The organism is Halomonas sp. LES1, from assembly GCF_031846005.1.
In the GTDB taxonomy this organism is placed as follows: Bacteria; Pseudomonadota; Gammaproteobacteria; order Pseudomonadales; family Halomonadaceae; genus Halomonas.
Window position 1 is genome coordinate 34,577 of the sequence record NZ_JAVRGC010000001.1, and the last position, 15,877, is coordinate 50,453.

Annotated in this window: 18 protein-coding genes and 1 tRNA gene; 12 read left to right on the top strand and 7 right to left on the bottom strand. The window is 63.9% G+C overall.

The genetic code is table 11. The annotated features are described in order from the left end of the window. Positions 1-82: 82 nt before the first annotated feature. Positions 83-766: a 7-cyano-7-deazaguanine/7-aminomethyl-7-deazaguanine transporter gene (locus tag RM463_RS00125; protein ID WP_311428486.1), complete on the top strand. Its 684-nt coding sequence runs from the start codon at positions 83-85 to the stop codon at positions 764-766. 81 nt (positions 767-847) lie between these two features. Further along, entirely contained in the window at positions 848-1,621 is a 774-nt protein-coding gene (locus RM463_RS00130) for an alpha/beta fold hydrolase (protein WP_311428487.1), read from the top strand. 30 nt (positions 1,622-1,651) lie between these two features. Here the strand turns inward: RM463_RS00130 and RM463_RS00135 are convergent, their stop codons facing one another. Continuing rightward, entirely contained in the window at positions 1,652-2,848 is a 1,197-nt protein-coding gene (locus RM463_RS00135; protein ID WP_311428488.1) for an ABC transporter substrate-binding protein, read from the bottom strand. 155 nt (positions 2,849-3,003) lie between these two features. Between RM463_RS00135 and RM463_RS00140 the strand changes: the two genes are divergently transcribed. The 10 genes from RM463_RS00140 (at position 3,004) to RM463_RS00185 (ending at position 8,989) form a co-directional block, all read left to right on the top strand. Continuing rightward, positions 3,004-4,710, top strand: coding sequence for a potassium/proton antiporter (locus RM463_RS00140; protein ID WP_311428489.1), 1,707 nt, complete (start codon positions 3,004-3,006; stop codon positions 4,708-4,710). Positions 4,711-4,796: 86 nt separating this feature from the next. Then, positions 4,797-4,886, top strand: a tRNA-Ser gene (locus RM463_RS00145). Positions 4,887-4,994: 108 nt separating this feature from the next. Beyond that, positions 4,995-5,549, top strand: a complete 555-nt coding sequence (locus RM463_RS00150) for a YaeQ family protein (RefSeq protein ID WP_311428490.1) — start codon at positions 4,995-4,997, stop codon at positions 5,547-5,549. Between the two features lie 114 nt (positions 5,550-5,663). After that, complete coding sequence (locus RM463_RS00155) at positions 5,664-6,095, top strand: NUDIX hydrolase (RefSeq protein ID WP_311428491.1); 432 nt, start codon at positions 5,664-5,666, stop codon at positions 6,093-6,095. Positions 6,096-6,207: 112 nt separating this feature from the next. Further along, the gene (locus tag RM463_RS00160) at positions 6,208-6,882 is read left to right on the top strand and encodes a Bax inhibitor-1/YccA family protein (protein ID WP_195687489.1); all 675 of its coding nucleotides are present in this window, start codon (positions 6,208-6,210) and stop codon (positions 6,880-6,882) included. 80 nt (positions 6,883-6,962) lie between these two features. After that, the gene (gene tusD / locus RM463_RS00165; RefSeq protein WP_311428492.1) at positions 6,963-7,355 is read left to right on the top strand and encodes a sulfurtransferase complex subunit TusD; all 393 of its coding nucleotides are present in this window, start codon (positions 6,963-6,965) and stop codon (positions 7,353-7,355) included. Between the two features lie 12 nt (positions 7,356-7,367). Then, positions 7,368-7,742, top strand: coding sequence for a sulfurtransferase complex subunit TusC (gene tusC / locus RM463_RS00170; RefSeq protein WP_311428493.1), 375 nt, complete (start codon positions 7,368-7,370; stop codon positions 7,740-7,742). A gap of 11 nt (positions 7,743-7,753) precedes the next feature. Beyond that, positions 7,754-8,041, top strand: a complete 288-nt coding sequence (gene tusB / locus RM463_RS00175) for a sulfurtransferase complex subunit TusB (protein WP_311428494.1) — start codon at positions 7,754-7,756, stop codon at positions 8,039-8,041. Continuing rightward, complete coding sequence (locus RM463_RS00180) at positions 8,041-8,394, top strand: TusE/DsrC/DsvC family sulfur relay protein (RefSeq protein WP_311428495.1); 354 nt, start codon at positions 8,041-8,043, stop codon at positions 8,392-8,394. Before tusB ends, RM463_RS00180 begins: the two co-directional genes overlap by 1 nt. Positions 8,395-8,401: 7 nt before the next feature. Beyond that, entirely contained in the window at positions 8,402-8,989 is a 588-nt protein-coding gene (locus RM463_RS00185) for an ACP phosphodiesterase (RefSeq protein WP_311428496.1), read from the top strand. Here the strand turns inward: RM463_RS00185 and glp are convergent. From glp to RM463_RS00215, 6 genes are all read right to left on the bottom strand, one after another. After that, positions 8,976-10,202: a gephyrin-like molybdotransferase Glp gene (gene glp / locus RM463_RS00190; protein WP_311428497.1), complete on the bottom strand. Its 1,227-nt coding sequence runs from the start codon at positions 10,200-10,202 to the stop codon at positions 8,976-8,978. The two genes, RM463_RS00185 and glp, sit on opposite strands and share 14 nt — an antisense overlap. Positions 10,203-10,279: 77 nt before the next feature. Then, on the bottom strand, positions 10,280-10,801 hold the full coding sequence (gene moaB, locus RM463_RS00195; RefSeq protein WP_311428498.1) for a molybdenum cofactor biosynthesis protein B: 522 nt from the start codon (positions 10,799-10,801) through the stop codon (positions 10,280-10,282). Beyond that, a complete protein-coding gene (locus RM463_RS00200; RefSeq protein WP_311428499.1) occupies positions 10,794-11,141 on the bottom strand; it encodes a DUF1244 domain-containing protein in 348 nt (115 codons plus the stop codon). Before RM463_RS00200 ends, moaB begins: the two co-directional genes overlap by 8 nt. 86 nt (positions 11,142-11,227) lie before the next feature. Continuing rightward, positions 11,228-12,286, bottom strand: a complete 1,059-nt coding sequence (locus tag RM463_RS00205) for a formate dehydrogenase subunit gamma (protein ID WP_311428500.1) — start codon at positions 12,284-12,286, stop codon at positions 11,228-11,230. 12 nt (positions 12,287-12,298) lie between these two features. After that, the gene (fdh3B, locus tag RM463_RS00210; RefSeq protein WP_195687499.1) at positions 12,299-12,952 is read right to left on the bottom strand and encodes a formate dehydrogenase FDH3 subunit beta; all 654 of its coding nucleotides are present in this window, start codon (positions 12,950-12,952) and stop codon (positions 12,299-12,301) included. Between the two features lie 55 nt (positions 12,953-13,007). Continuing rightward, positions 13,008-15,860: a molybdopterin-dependent oxidoreductase gene (locus RM463_RS00215; RefSeq protein ID WP_311428501.1), complete on the bottom strand. Its 2,853-nt coding sequence runs from the start codon at positions 15,858-15,860 to the stop codon at positions 13,008-13,010. Positions 15,861-15,877: the final 17 nt, after the last annotated feature.

The following is a 15,877-nucleotide window of genomic DNA, read 5'->3' on the forward strand; positions in this document are numbered from 1 at the left end:
CGTATAATGCGCCCGCGCCGCGTCGCTACCGACGCAATCCTGCACGAGGGTTCCCTCACCCCTCCCCAAAAAAGGATTCACGATGTTCGTGCTCTCTTCACTACAGTATCGTCGCTGCCTGGCGTTGCTGGTTACCTTCCATATCGCCGTTATCGCCGCCAGCAACTATCTGGTGCAGTTGCCATTCATGGTGTTCGGCCTACATACCACCTGGGGCGCCATCAGCTTTCCCTTTATCTTCCTGGCGACCGACCTGACCGTGCGTCTGTTTGGCAAGGGGGCGGCCCGGGCGATCATCATGCGGGTGATGTTTCCGGCGCTGATGGTCTCCTATGTCGTGTCGGTGGTGTTTCCACGTGGCAGCTTTGCGGGAGTGGAAGCGCTGGGCGAGTGGGACCTGTTCGTGGCGCGCATTGCCTTGGCCAGCTTCATGGCCTATGTGCTGGGTCAGTTGCTCGATGTTCACGTCTTCGATCGCCTGCGTCGACTGCGCGCCTGGTGGGTGGCACCCGCGATCTCCACGGTACTGGGCAATCTGGCCGATACCCTGGCCTTCTTCTCGATTGCCTTCCACAACAGTTCCGACGCCTTTATGGCAGCCAACTGGCTGGAGATCGCCCTGGTCGACTATGCGGTCAAGCTACTGATCAGCGTGGTGTTCTTCCTGCCTCTCTATGGCGTGCTGCTGGCCTGGCTCAGCCGTCGCCTGGTGAGCGTCACCGGGGGCGAGGATGTGGCGCCTGAAGTGGCGCGCGCCCGTTACTGATTTTCGGTTTTTGCGAACCCCTATTACCCGAACTCGGTTTTCCGAACCCTGCTTCACGAACCACAGCACGAGGACCCTACCATGTCGATCGAGCTCAACTACCTGGATACCGGCGGCGATGGCACGCCACTGGTGGTGATCCACGGCCTGTTCGGCAGTGCCGATAACTGGCGCTCCCATATCAAGGCCTGGGAGGAGCGTCATCGGGTGGTGGCGGTGGATTTGCGCAACCACGGTCGCTCCCCGCATGTGGAGGGCATGGGTTACACGGCAATGGCCGACGATATTCTGGCTCTGCTCGATAGCCTGTCGATCTCCCGTGCCCACCTTCTCGGACACTCCATGGGGGGAAAGGTGGCCATCACCCTGGCGCGTCGGGCCCCGGAGCGGGTCGCGTCGCTGATCATCGGGGATATCGCGCCGGTGGCCTATGGGCATGATCACGACAGTGTCATGGCGGGACTGCGCCGTGTGAAGGAGGGTCGCCCCGCGAATCGCCGCGAAGCCGATGCGCTGCTGGCGGAGCATGTGAAGGAGAGGGCGGTGCGCCTGTTCCTGGCCACCAATCTGGTGCGTGGTGAAGACGAGGGGCTGGCGCTACGCCTCGGGCTGGACGAGATTCAGTCGGACTATGAGTCGATCATGGCCGAGCCGGCGGGTAGCGAGCCCTTCACCGGGCCCACCCTGGTGCTGCGAGGCAGTGCCTCTCACTATGTCGCCGACGAGCACCTCCCGGCACTGCGCAAGGTGCTGCCGGAGGCACAGCTGGTGACGCTGGACGCCGGGCATTGGCTGCATGCCGAACAGCCCGAGGCATTTCGTGGCGCCATCGACAGCTTTATCGACGCGCTGTAGCGCTCTTGACCCAGACACTATCTCTGGAGGCTACCCAGCACCCGGGTCCACTGCCAGTCTCTCCAGCGGGCTGATCGTATCGATCAGCCCGTTTTCATGCAGGTAGGCCTCGACACGGCGATAGCGCCCGCTGTCCAGCGCCGCCGGCTGGGCGCTCATGCGCAGCAGGGTGGCGTTCCAGCTCGCCCGGTTCACGGAGGTGTCCAGCGTCGGCTCCTGTTCGATCAGGGCCTCCCAGGCCGCGTCGGGGTGCTCGATCATCCAGAGGGTGGTCTCTCGCAGGATGTCGAGCAGCTCGTTGATCGGCTCTCGCAAGCGCGGTAACTGGTCGCGGTGGGCCACGAGTATCAGGCCGTCATGGTGGGGAATCCCGTACTCCTCGACCTTGAGCAGTCGGTTTGCCACGCCTCGGTTCGCCAGCTGGCGAGGCAGTGTCAGGCGCAGGGGGGTCACCAGCCCGTCCAGGGCCTGCTCGGTCATGGCGGTGGCCAGGGCGAAGCCGGTCTCGACAAGCTGGACCTCATCGGTAGCGATGCCCTGGGGGTCGACAAGGGCCGGCAGGAGGATATCTCGGGCCACGTCGGTCGCGTGCCCGAGGCTGAGGCCGGCGAAGCTCTCCGGCCCCTCGACATCGGCGGACTCGCGCGTCACCACGCCGGTCAGCGGGGTGTCGACCAGCGTTGCGACGCGGAGGGGGGCCTTGCCACGGTCGACCTGCAGATGCAGTTGCAGCTGGTGGGTGAGTGCCAGGTCGATGAGCCTAGCATCGAGAAGGCGAAGCGGTGCGCCGGGGTCGGCCGGTGTTCGAATCTCCAACTCGAGGCCTTCGCGCTGGGGTAGCCCGTTGCTCGCCGCCAGGATCAGGGCGGCGTGGTGCAGGCTGGGGTACCAGTCGAGCATGATGGTCAACGACTCCAGCGGCGGCGGCGCCAACGGCTCGGGGGGCGCATGGATGACGCTGGGGACCGGCATGACAGGTTCGCCGGGCTCCGACTCGCCGATGGAGGGGGCCTGCTCGGGCTCGAGCCCCTCGGTGGTCTGCGGAGCCGGCTTCGGCAGGGCCTCGATGACCGGCACCATCACATCACCCTCCAGGGTCAGGGGAGCGGGTGGTGCCTCCAGGCCCTCCTCTGCCCAGGTCGTGGCGGGCGCCAGCGTCTGGAGTGCCAGCAGGCCGAGGGCGAGACATAGGCGACGCCAGGAGAGGGGGGCTGGGTGCTTGGGCATTCATGGGCTCCGCGGCTGAAGAGGTGTGCGGCCGCCGGCAAGTGTATCTTCAACGCCGGCCGACTCGCCAGTTGCCATCCAGGTGAGCCGCCCACGGCTGTCGCACGGTTTCCGGGCACATGCAATAATGTTTGTCCTGCCCTTGAGAGGATGCCATGGACGTCATCAATACCCTGTTCTTCTTCACCGGGCTGCTGATCGCCCTGAGCGTGCTAGGTAGCCGAGTCTCCTCACTGATTGGCCTTCCTCTACTGTTGATCTTTCTTGGTCTGGGCATGCTGGCCGGCGAGGAGGGGGTGCTCGGGATCGAGTTCGATAACTATCCCCTGGCCTTTCTGATCAGCCATCTGGCCCTGGCCATGATTCTCCTCGATGGCGGACTACGGACACGCCTGAAGACCTTCCGCGTCGCCTTCAAGCCGGCCCTGACCCTGGCGTCTGCCGGTGTCTTTATCACCGGGGGGCTGGTCGGCCTGTTTGCCATGTGGATATTCGACCTTGGCCTGGCCGAGGGCCTGCTGGTGGGGGCCATCGTGGGTTCGACCGATGCGGCCGCGGTGTTCTCGATGCTCAGCGGGCGAGGGCTGAATCTCAACGAGCGGGTCGGGGCGACCCTTGAGATCGAGTCCGGCACCAACGACCCCATGGCGATCTTCCTGACCCTGGTCCTGGTGGAGATCCTGGTCGGCGACATCGGTGGGCCCATGGAGACAGGGCTGATGCTGATCCAGCAGTTCGGCCTCGGCCTGGTGATTGGCGTGGGGGCCGGCTGGTTAAGCGGCCGCCTGCTGCGCTGGGTCGATCTGGCACCCGGGCTCTACTCCCTGCTCGCCCTGTCGCTGGGGTTCTGTATCTTCGGCCTGACCAGCTTTCTCGGAGGCAGCGGCTTCCTGGCGATCTATCTGGCCGGCCTGATGATCGGCAACCAGAAGGGGCGCCACCTCAACTACATCCTGCCGGTTCATGATGGCCTGGCCTGGCTCAGCCAGATAGGGCTCTTCCTGGTGCTGGGGCTGCTGGTATCGCCATCGGACCTGCTGCACTATGCGCTGCCTGCGACCCTGGTGGGGCTGATGCTGATCTTCGTGGCGCGCCCCCTGGCGGTACTGGTCTCGCTCAAGCCCTTCTTCAAGTTTCGCTGGCGCGAACTCGGCTTCATCTCCTGGGTCGGCCTGCGTGGGGCCGTGCCGATCGTGCTGGCGATCTTCCCGGTAATCGGTGGCGTGGAGGGGGCGGCGCTCTACTTCAACGTGGCCTTCGCGGTGGTACTGTTATCCCTGCTGCTGCAGGGCGGCACGCTGTCGCTGATGGCGCGCTGGACTCGGGTGTTGATACCGACGCCGGTCAGCCCCAACCATCGCGGCCCTCTGGGGATTCTGCCCGAGAATGATTACGAGATGTTCGTCTACCGGGTCGAGAACGAGGATCTTGCCGATGTCCCCATTCGCCTGCTGCGCTTTCCCTCCGGCGCCCTGATCTCGGCCCTCTTTCGCGAGCACGCCATGCTGCACCCCAAGGGGAGTACGCGATTGCAGCTGGAGGATGTGCTTTGCGTGATCGGTCGCAGCGAGGATCTGCCGGCGCTGAACCGGCTCTTCAATGGAGAGGCCAAGCTCAAGCAGGAGCGCGCCTTCTTCGGCACGTTTACCTTCGAAGGGGGGGCCAGGATGCAGGATATCGCCGATGCCTACGGGCTGACCCTGAGCCCCGGTGAGCGGGAGATGAGCCTCAGCGAGTTTGTCTCGTTGCGTGTCGGTGGCCACCCGGTGGTCGGCGATGATGTGGACTGGCATGGTATCCACTGGGTGGTCAGCGAGATGGATGGCAACCGCGTCACCCGGGTTGGTCTGCGGCTTTACTAGCCATCACCGATATATCCGCTAAGGCATTGATCGCAATTGGCTCTTGACCTGAGGGAGAAAGCTGGTAATATTCACCGCCGTAAGCCGGAGGGATGGCAGAGTGGTTGAATGCACCGGTCTTGAAAACCGGCGTAGGTGAGAGCCTACCCAGGGTTCGAATCCCTGTCCCTCCGCCACTACACTAGAAAAAGCCACTGTTCTCAGTGGCTTTTTCTTTTTTTAAGCTTCTCTCCTGGCTTCTACCACGGCCCATGCCATAGCATCCTTTCCTCGAGGCGACCCGAATGGCATTGAAAGCCACGATTTACAAGGCACGGCTGCAGATTGCCGATCTGGACCGCCACTACTACGGCGACCATGTGCTCACCCTGGCTCGACACCCCTCGGAGACCGACGAGCGCATGATGCTGCGCGTGCTGGCCTTTGCCCGACATGCCCATGACGATCTCGCCTTCGGTCGCGGTGTCAGCACCGACAATGAGCCCGATCTCTGGGTGCGGAGCCTGACCGACGAGATCGAGCTCTGGATTCAGCTGGGGCAGCCGGATGAGCGCGAGATACGTCGTGCTTGCGGCCGCGCCCGCCAGGTAGTGCTCTATACCTACAGCGGCCAGGGAGCCGGGATCTGGTGGGAGCAGCTCGGCAGCAAGCTGGCCAACCTGGGCAATCTCTCCGTCTATGACATCTCGCCGGAGACCATGGCCGCGCTTGGGCAGTTGGCGGAGCGAGGCATGGAGTTCAATATCACCATCCAGGATGGCGCCATCTGGCTGGCCAATGCCGAGACGGCGGTAGAGGTTGGCGTCGAGGTGCGCCAGGAAGCCGGCACGCGTCGATAGTCGGCAGACCGTGCCGGGCAGCTGGCCCGTCAGTCGGTTCGCTGGCAAGGCCCCCTTGCGAGCAGGGGGCGGAGCTCGCAGAGTAGGGGGAGGCCCGCTGCTGAGAGACACTTCATGTCGACGCCTGACACCTTGCCCCGCCCGACACTCGCGGTTGCCGCTGCCGTGATCCGCAACGAGCGGATCCTGATGGTTCGCCGCGCCCATGCCCCGAATGCCGGGCGGCTGGCTCTGCCCGGGGGTAAGGTGGAGCCTGGTGAGACGCTGAAGGTCGCCGCCGAACGTGAGCTGCACGAAGAAACCGGGTTGCTGGCGAGAGCGGGTGAGGTGCTTGCCGCCATCGATGTGCTCGACCATGACCCCATGGGTCATCTACGCTCACATCATGTGGTTGTCGTGCTGCGCATGGCGTGGCAGGGCGGTGAGGAGGCTGCGGCAAGCGACGCCAGGGAGCTGGTCTGGCTCGATCGGGACGCGCTGGAAAGGGCGGGGCCCGATGTCTGCAGCAGCGCGGCCAGGGTCGCTGGCGCGCTGTTGGCGGCATGAGGTCAGCAGAAACAGCCTTGAGGTCCCGTGCATCAGGCTCTTGCGCGAGGAACTTCCAGCCGGCATGCTAGTCGATTGGCAAGATCAACTGACGTTAGGGAGCACAGGATCAATGGCCTACCAAGAGTCACAGATTAGCCGCCAGCAGAGTCAGGTGGGAGTCAGCAATACCAGCAAGGTATTGCGCAACACCTATGGCCTGCTGGCCATGACGCTGCTCTTCTCCGCCGTGACGGCGGGTGCCGCCATGGCGATGGGTATCGAGCGCATGAACATTCTGGTGTTCTTCATCGGTGCCTATGGACTGATGTTCCTGGTCCACAAGACGGCAAACTCCGCGATGGGTCTGCTGACTACTTTCGCCTTCACCGGCTTTATGGGCTTCACCCTGGGGCCGATCCTCAACGCCTACCTGGCGATGCCCAACGGCGCCGCCCTGGTGATGAATGCCCTGGCGATGACCGGGCTGACCTTCATCGGTCTCTCCGCCGTGGCGCTGATCACCAAGAAGGACTTCAGCTTCCTGGGCAACTTCATGATGGCGGGTGCCATCGTGCTGGTGCTGGCCATGGTCGCCGGGCTGTTCTTCCAGATCCCCGCGCTGATGCTGATGGTATCCGCCGGCTTCGTGCTGTTCTCCTCCGCGGCGATCCTCTACCAGACCAGTGAGATCGTTCATCGCGCCGGTGAGACCAACTATATCCTGGCCACCATCACGCTCTATGTGTCGATCTACAACCTCTTCGTCAGCCTGCTCTCCCTGCTGGGCATCATGAGCAGCGACTGACAGCGCGAGTCACGCGAGACAGGGCTGGCCCCGCTTCGGCGGGGCCAGTCTGTTTGCTGGCCAGTTTCAGGAGTCTCCGGATGCGCTACGCCATCCTTCTACTCGATGCGCCTTACACCAGCCAGGCATCCCACTCCGCCTTGCGTTTTACCCGCGCGCTGCTGGCGCGGGGGCATGACGTCGAAGGAGTGTTCTTCTACCATGACGGCGTGCATAACGCGGCCAGGCTTGCCGCACCGCCACAGGATGAGCCACATCTGGTCGATGCCTGGGCCGAGCTGTCGCGGGAGCACGGCGTGCCCCTTCAGGTCTGCATTGCCGCCGCCCTGAGGCGTGGCCTGCTCGACGAACAGGAGGCCGCACGGCATGGCAAGGAGGGGGCCAGCGTTGCGCCACCCTTCGAGCTGACCGGGCTGGGGCAGCTCGTCGACCTGGGCCTGCGCTGCGATCGCCTGATCACCTTTGGTCCCTGAGGAGAGTTTCCGATGCAAGATACAGCATCTCCGGCCGAGCTGATGGTGATCCTGCGCCATGCCCCCCATGGATCCAGCTGGCTGAAGGAGGGGCTCGATGTCGCCCTGGTCGCTGCGGCCTTCGATCGGCGAGTCACGCTGCTGTTCATGGGGGAGGGCATCACGGCGCTGCTCGAGGGACAACAGCCAGGCCCGCTGGGGCAGAAGGGCACGGCCCCGACTCTGGCCATGCTCGAGATGTATGACATCGACGATCTGCTGGTGGAGCAGCGGGGCATGGATGAGCTGGGTTTGACCAGCGACCAGCTGATGCTCCCTGTCAGGGGGGTGGGTGACACCGAGATCTCTCGCCTGGTGGCATCCCATGCCCTGGTACTGAATTTCTGACGAGGCACTCCATGTTGCTGCATACCCTGAACAGGCCCCCGACATCCCAGGTTCTTGCCCAGGCATTGGCGGGAATGGGACCGGATGACAAGCTGCTGTTGATCGAAGATGGCGTCATCGGTGCCTTGCCGGCACACCGGGAGCGCTTCGACCGGGTGGCGGGGCGCCTCTATGCCCTGCAGGAAGACCTCGAGTCCCGTGGACTTCTTTCGCTCCGTGACGAAGCGGTGCGGGTTGTCGACGTCGGTGGCTTCATCTCCATGACCGAAACGTGCGAGCGCACGGTGAGCTGGTACTGATGGCAAGTACAGAGATATACCGTTATCTACCCGTCAATGATCAGGATATCCCGCTCGATCCCGAAGGCTATCTGGTCAATATGAACGAGTGGTCGACTGACGTCTGTGAGCGACTCGCGGAGGAAGAGGGCATCGCCCTGACCGTAGACCACTGGGAGGTCATCCACGTGCTGCGGGACTTTTACGACCGCTTCGAACAGGCGCCGGCGATGCGTCCACTGGTAAAGGCCGTCGGCCAGGCCCTGGGGCCCGACAAGGGACGCTCGATCTACCTGATGAAACTGTTTCCGGGCAGCCCCGCCAAGGTAGGCGCTCGCCTGGCAGGGTTGCCCAAGCCCGCCAACTGCCTATGAGGCCGTCATGAACTTCCTTGCCCATGCCTGGCTCGCCCGCGGTGGAGGCGACGATTTTCTGTATGGCAATCTGATCGCCGATGGCGTGAAGGGGAACGACCTGGAGGCCTGGTCCACCGAGGTGGCGCGAGGAATTCGTCACCATCGTCGTGTCGATGCCTTCGTGGATCGTCACGGGGTAACCCGAGATATCCTGGCGTGCTCGCCACGCTCTGGCAGGCGCTATATGGGCATCGCCCTGGATCTGGTCTGGGATCACTTTGTGGCCCTGGGCCTTGAAGATTCGGAGGGTGAGGAGTCGTCGGTCGTGTCACGCAGCTATCGGTTGCTGAACCGCCGCTCGGCACCCTCACGGCTGGCACCGATGGTGCCCGTGCTGGTGGAACAGGACTGGCTGCGCCGCTATGCCGACTTTAGCTTCACCTGCCGCGCCATCCGTGGCATCGGTCAGCGCCTCTCGGGACCCAATCGGCTCGCGGAGCTGGTGCCCTGGCTGGAAGCCGAATATCCCAGGCTGGGTGAAGGGTTCCAGCGCCTCTGGCCCGATGTGCGCGAAGCGCTGGAAGTCACGCCTGATGATACTAGTCGGTCATGAGCCACAGGCAGGTGATAGACTCTCCGGGGGAGATCGAGGTCTGCGCGGGAATGACCGCCAGGGCATCGGCCTCGATGCAGGAGGAGAGGATGGCCGAGTTCTGGTCGGCAAAGGCCTCGGCATGTACGCCCCGATCATCGAAGCGTAGCTTCACACGCATATAGTGCGCGCGAGGCCCTGTCCGGGTCGCAAAGCCACTGCGCGCCGGTATTTCGGGCAGCGTGGCCAGGGCCGGGCAGCCCAGCATGCGGCCTATCAGGGGCCTCAGGAACAGCCAGGTCCCGACGAAGCTTGAGACCGGGTTGCCGGGAAGTCCCACGAAGCGTGCCTCACCATCCCCGTTGCCGCGGCCGATTCTGCCCAGGGCCAGCGGTTTTCCCGGACGAATCGCCAGCCGCCACATGTCCAGCTCCCCCAGCGCTTCCACCGCCGCCTTGACGTGATCCTCCTCGCCGACGCTGACACCTCCTGTGGTCACCACGATGTCGGCCTGGCCGGCGGCCTCGGCGAGCATGCGGCGGGTAGTGGTGGGGTCGTCGGGAATCGATGCCATCGAGACGACCGTCGCCCCGAAGCGCTCCAGCAGGCGGCGCAGCATGGGGCGATTGGAGTTATAGAGCTGTCCCGGCCCCAGTGGGGTGCCGGGATCGACGATCTCGTCGCCGGTGGAGAGCAGCGCGACGCGTGGTCGCCGGCGGACCTCCACCTCGGTGATGCCCTGGCCGGCGAGATGGCCCAGGGCGGCGGCTTCCAGGCGACGGCCGGCCTCCAGCAGGACCGAGCCCGAGGCAACGTCTCGGCCCCGTCGACGGACGTTGTCACCCTGCGGGATATCGCCGGGAAGAGTGGCGACGCCATCGGCTACCTCGACACGCTCCTGCATCACGACGCAGTCGGCGCCCGGCGGAATCTCTCCGCCGGTGAAGATCCGTGCGCAGCTACCGGGCGCCAGTGGCTGCACCGGCGTCCCGGCGGCGATGCGCTGGCGAATGGGCAGTGCCTGGCCGGCATCGCCATGGTGCAGCGCATAGCCATCCATGGCGCTATTGTCGAAGGAGGGCACATCGAGTCGCGCCGTGACGTCATTGGCCAGCACACGACCGGCGGCCTCCTCGCATGCCACGCGCTGGGTCTCGAGCACTCCCACATCCTTTAGCAGCGCCTCGAGTGCCGCCGCCACCGGCTTCAGCTTGCTGCTCCCTGCGCTACTCATGCTGGCCTCGCTCGGGAATCACCAGGTTGGCCTGAAGGTATAAGGAGTTGCATGGCTTGTGCGGATTGATGGTCATCTCAGTCATGCTGACCCCGCTCGGGAATCACGAGATTGGCAAAGTTGCAAGGCTTGTGACGGCTATCGAGCTGCTCGGCCAGGATGCCGTCCCAGGCGGTGCGGCAGGCACCGGTGGAGCCGGGCAGGCAGAAGATGACGGTCCCGTTGGCGAGTCCGGCCAGACAGCGGCTCTGCACGGTGGAACTGCCGATCTCCTGCCAGCTCAGTTGCCGGAACAGTTCACCAAACCCCTCGATGCGTTTATCCATCAGCACCGAGACCGCTTCCGGTGTGGAGTCGCGTCCGGTAAAGCCGGTTCCCCCGGTGGTCAGCACGACCTGAATATCCGGATCGGCGATCCAGGCCGCCACGACGGCGCGAATCTGATAGATGTCATCGCGGACGATATGTTTGTCGGCCAGGCGGTGCCCCGTGCGCTCGAGTCGTTCGACCAGTGCCTGCCCGCTGCGGTCGGACTCTTCGGTGCGTGTATCGGAGACCGTCAATACGGCGACGGAGAGGGGAATCATCGGCTCAGCCATTCTGGGATGACTCCTCGTTGCCCTGTTTGCTGGCCTGTTTGCGCGCCTGTTGAGCCTGGAAGGCGGCCTGCTGTTCGGGCGTGGCGTCCTGCTGATACTTTTCCTTCCATTCGCCATAGGGCATGCCGTAGATATACTCGCGTGCCGTTTCGTAGTCGAGTTCGGCACCGCGCTCCTCGGCGGCGCCCACCAGCCACTTCGACAGGCAGTTGCGGCAGAAGTCGGCAAGGATCATCAGATCGATATTCTGCACCTCCTTGTGCTCGTCGAGGTGGCGCAGAAGGTGGCGAAACGCCGCGGCCTCGAGCTCGGTACGGGTTGTTTCGTCGAGATGTTGCATAAGACGCTCTCCTCTGTGCGGTTTTCGTCCAGCATAACAAAAAGACACCGCCCGAGGGCGGTGTCGATGGTTGAGGGGTGAGTGGCTCACGGGGAGCTCTGGGCGGGTCCCTCGGCGGTGTCATCCTTGCCACGCGAGGCGATCTGCTCCTCGGGGATCGACTCTCCCTTCACCTCTTCGTACCAGAGGTTGTGGTGCTCCTTGGCCCAGGTCTCGTCGACATAGCCGGTGGTCATGCCCTCCAGGGAACCCTCGGTGCCGATGGTGCCGATATAGATATGCCCGAAGGCCACGGCGGTCAGGCCCAGGGCACCCACCGCATGGATCAGGTTGGCCCACTGCATGGTGTCCCGTGCCTGTCCATAGTTGGGGAAGTCGAGCACCAGGCCGCTGATGATCACCACAATGCCGGCGGTCGCCAGCAGCCAGTACCAGGCCTTCTCGCCGGCATTGGCGAAACCGGCATCGGGGTGCTCATTGCCGATCATGCCGCCGCCTTTGCGGAACCACTCGAGGTCATGCTTCTTCGGCAGGTTGTGCACGAACAGCTTGGCCAGCAGCACAATCAACAGGATGCCGAAGAGGGGCCCCAGGTAGTTGTGCAGTAGCTTGGAGGCCGACACCATGGCGCCCCAGATACCGGCCCCGAACAGCGGGTAGAACACATGCTTGCCGTAGAGCAGCGTGACGCCGGTCAGTGCCAGCAGGATAAACAGTGTTGCCACACTCCAGTGTAGCGCCCGCTCGAGCGCACTCCAGCGCAGCAGCTTGTTGCCCGTGCGTGGCTCCTCCAGTCGCTTGCGACCGGCGAGCAGGTAGAAGATGACGATCATCACCAGCATGCCGCCCATGACGATCAGGCCATAGGGCGATACCCAGCGATTACGCCACTGGCGCCAGGTCTCGCCGCTGGCATTGACCAGGTTATAGGTGGAGTCGAAGCGACTGTCGCGATAGTAGGCATCGACCTCGCCACTGCGAACCTGCCGCCAGGTGTCGGCATCCAGGGCGGGCACGGCGGTCGCCGCCTCCGCCTGGGGGTCCGACTGAGCCTCGGCGACCTGGGTCAGTGCCAGGCCAACGATCAGCAACAGTGCCATGAGAGGCAGTCGCCATAGCGACCGCCAATGGATGGTGTGACTCATGACATCACCTCCTCAGCCCTGGCGTGCGGCGTCGTAAGCGAGAGAGTCAGCCATGGAAACATCAGGCTGGCCCGCCCTGGTCTGCTGCCCTTCTCGGCGTTGGTTACCGGACCAGCCCCCATCGGGGTGGCCGCGACGCACGACCCGCTGGCGGAAGATATCCGCCACTTCCTGGGCATCACCGGCCAGCAGGGCCTTGGTGGAACACATTTCGGCGCACAGCGGCAGCTTGCCCTCCTCGATACGGTTGGCACCGTACTTCTGGAACTCCTCCTCCTTGGTCTCCGCCGGGCCGCCGGCACAGAAGGTGCACTTGTCCATCTTGCCGCGCTCGCCGAAGGCGTTCTGCTGGGGGAACTGCGGGGCGCCGAAGGGGCAGGCATAGAGGCAGTAACCGCAGCCGATGCAGAGGTCCTTGTCGTGGAGCACGATGCCATCATCGGTCTTGTAGAAGCAGTCCGTGGGGCAGACCGCCATGCAGGGGGCATCGTCACAGTGCATGCAGGCGACCGAGATCGAGACCTCCTCGGGCTGTCCGTCGTTGAGTGTCACGACACGACGGCGCTGGATCCCCCAATCGGTTTCGTTGGCGTTCTTGCAGGCGGTGACGCAACCGTTGCACTCGATGCAGCGCTCCGCGTCACACATAAACTTCATCTGGGCCATGATAATCTCCTTGGCGCGGAGTGGAACCTGGCCACTCCGCGTTTCATGTCAGGCGTCAGGCGCGCTCGATGCGGCACAGGGTGCACTTGGTTTCTTGCATCTGGGTCACCGAGTCGTAGCCGTAGGTCGTGGCGGTGTTGGCCGCTTCGCCCTGCACGTAGGGGGCCGATCCCTCCGGATAGCGGTCATGCAGATTCTCGCCCTGGAACTTGCCACCGAAGTGGAAGGGCATGAACACGACCTCACGCGCCACGCGCGGAGTGACCAGCGCCTTGACCTTGACGCGCCCACCCTCGGCGCCTTCTACCCAGACATCCTCGCCCTCGGCGATGCCCAGGTCGTTCGCCAGTGCCGGGTTGATCTCGACGAACATCTCCTGCTGCAGCTCGGCCAGCCACGACATGGAGCGCGTCTCCTCGCCACCGCCTTCGTACTCCACCAGGCGACCCGAGGTCAGGATGATCGGATACCTGTCGGTGACATCCTTCTCCTGAATGCTGCGATAGAGAGTCGGCAGGCGGTAGTGGGAGTCGACGTCATCCCAGGTGGGGTAGTCCTTCACCAGGTCACGGCGGCTGGTGTAGAGCGGCTCGCGGTGCTTGGGAATGGGGTCTGGGAAGGTCCAGACATTACAGCGCGCCTTGGCGTTGCCGAAGGGGGCGCACTCGTGGGCGATCGCCACGCGCTGAATGCCGCCGGAGAGGTCGGTCTTCCAGTTCTTGCCCTCGGCTTCGGCCTTCTCCTCGTCCGTCAGGTCGTCCCACCAGCCAAGATCCTTGAGCATCTGGGCGGTGAACTCCGGATAGCCATCCTCCAGCTCGGACCCCCGGCTGTATGAACCGTCGGAGAGGATGTTCTCACCATCACGCTCGATGCCGAAGCGGGCGCGGAAGGTCAGGCCGCCCTCGGAGACCTTCTTGCTGGTGTCATAGAGGATCGGTGTGCCGGGGTGACCCATCTCCGCCGTTCCCCAGCACGGCCATGGCAGGCCGTAGTAGTCGCCATCGGCGGGACCACCCTGGGCCTTGAGGTCACTGAAACTGAAGGTGTGCCAGTTCTTCTGGTGCTGCTTGAGTCGCTCGGGGCTCTGGCCGGTATAGCCCACCGTCCACATGCCGGCGTTGAACTCGCGAGTGATGTCCTCGATAAGCGGTTCGGTGCCATTCACCGTGATGTTCTTGAAGAGCTCCTCGGCGAAGCCCAGCTTGCGCGAGAGCAGGTACATGATCTCGTGGTCAGGCTTGGATTCGAACAGTGGATCGATGACCTTGTCGCGCCACTGCAGCGAGCGGTTGGTGGCGGTGACACTCCCGGTGGTCTCGAACTGAGTGGCCGCCGGCAGCAGGTAGACACCGTCCTGCCGCCCATGCATGACGCCCGCCACGGTGGGGTAGGGGTCGACGATGACCATCATCTCCAGCTGCTGCATGGCCTTCTGCATCTCGGGCCCGCGGGTCTGGGAGTTGACCGCATGCCCCCAGTAGAACATCGCCTTCAGCTGGGTGCGCTGGGAGATATTCTCGTCATCTTCCAGTACGCCATCGATCCAGCGCGATACCGTGATGCCGTTGGTGTGCATGGGCTTGCCATCGGCGTACTCGGTCTGGTCGAAGCGGCTCTTCAGCCACTCGTAGTCGAGATCCCAGACGCGGGCCCAGTGCTTCCAGGCCCCCTCGGAAAGGCCATAGTAGCCGGGCAGTGAGTGGGACATCAGCCCCAGGTCCGTGGCGCCCTGGACGTTGTCGTGGCCGCGGAAGATATTGGCGCCACCGCCGGACTTTCCGACGTTGCCGAGTGCCAGCTCCAGAATGCAGTAGGCGCGGGTGTTGTTGTTGCCGGTGGTGTGCTGGGTTCCCCCCATGCACCAGACGATACAGCCGGGACGGTTTTCGGCGAGTCGGCGAGCGGTGTCATACATCTGCGCCTCGGGCACGCCGGTGATGCGCTCTACCTCCTCGGGAGAGAAGTTGGCGACTTCGGCGCGTACCTCGTCCATGGCATAGACGCGCTGCTCGATATATTCGCGGTCCTCCCAGCCGTTGGCGAAGATGTGCCACAGCAGGCCCCAGATAAAGGCGACGTCGGAGCCAGGGCGAATGCGCACGAACTTGTTGGCCTTGGCGGCAGTCCGCGTGAAGCGCGGGTCGACGACGATGATCTCGCAGTTGCTCTTTTCCTTGGCCAGCAGGATGTGCTGCATGGCGACCGGATGCGCTTCGCTGGGGTTGGAACCGATAAACATGATCGACTTGCTGTTCTGAATATCGTTGAGCGAGTTGGTCATCGCTCCATAGCCCCAGGTGTTGGCTACCCCGGCCACCGTGGTGGAGTGACAGATGCGCGCCTGGTGATCGGTATTGTTGGTACCGGCTAGGGCGGCGAACTTGCGCATCAGGTAGGCCTGTTCGTTACTGAACTTGGCCGAACCCAGCCAGTAGATGCTGTCGGGACCATGCTGGTCGGTGAGTTCCAGTACCTTGCTGCCGATCTCCTCGATGGCATCATCCCAGCTCAGGCGCTGCCATTCGCCGCCCACCAGCTTCATGGGGTACTTGAGGCGGCGGGTGGAGTGACCGTGCTGGCGGAGCGAGGCCCCCTTGGCACAGTGAGCACCACGGTTGATGGGGTGGTCGAATGCCGGCTCCTGCTTGGTCCAGACGCCCTCCTGGACCTCGGCATAGACACCACAGCCCACGGAGCAGTGGGAGCAGACGGTACGCCGGGTTTCCACCGGGGCGTTGGAAACCGCGGTCTTCTCGGCGGCCTCGGCACGCCGCATCATCGGAGTTCCCATGAAGCCGGCGGCCGCGAGGCCACCGGTGGTCGCACCGCTTCGCTTGAGGAACTGGCGACGGGAAATGCCCAGGCCCTGAGGCTGCTGGGACGGTGCCTTACGAGTCAGACGCATGACATTTCTCTCCTTGC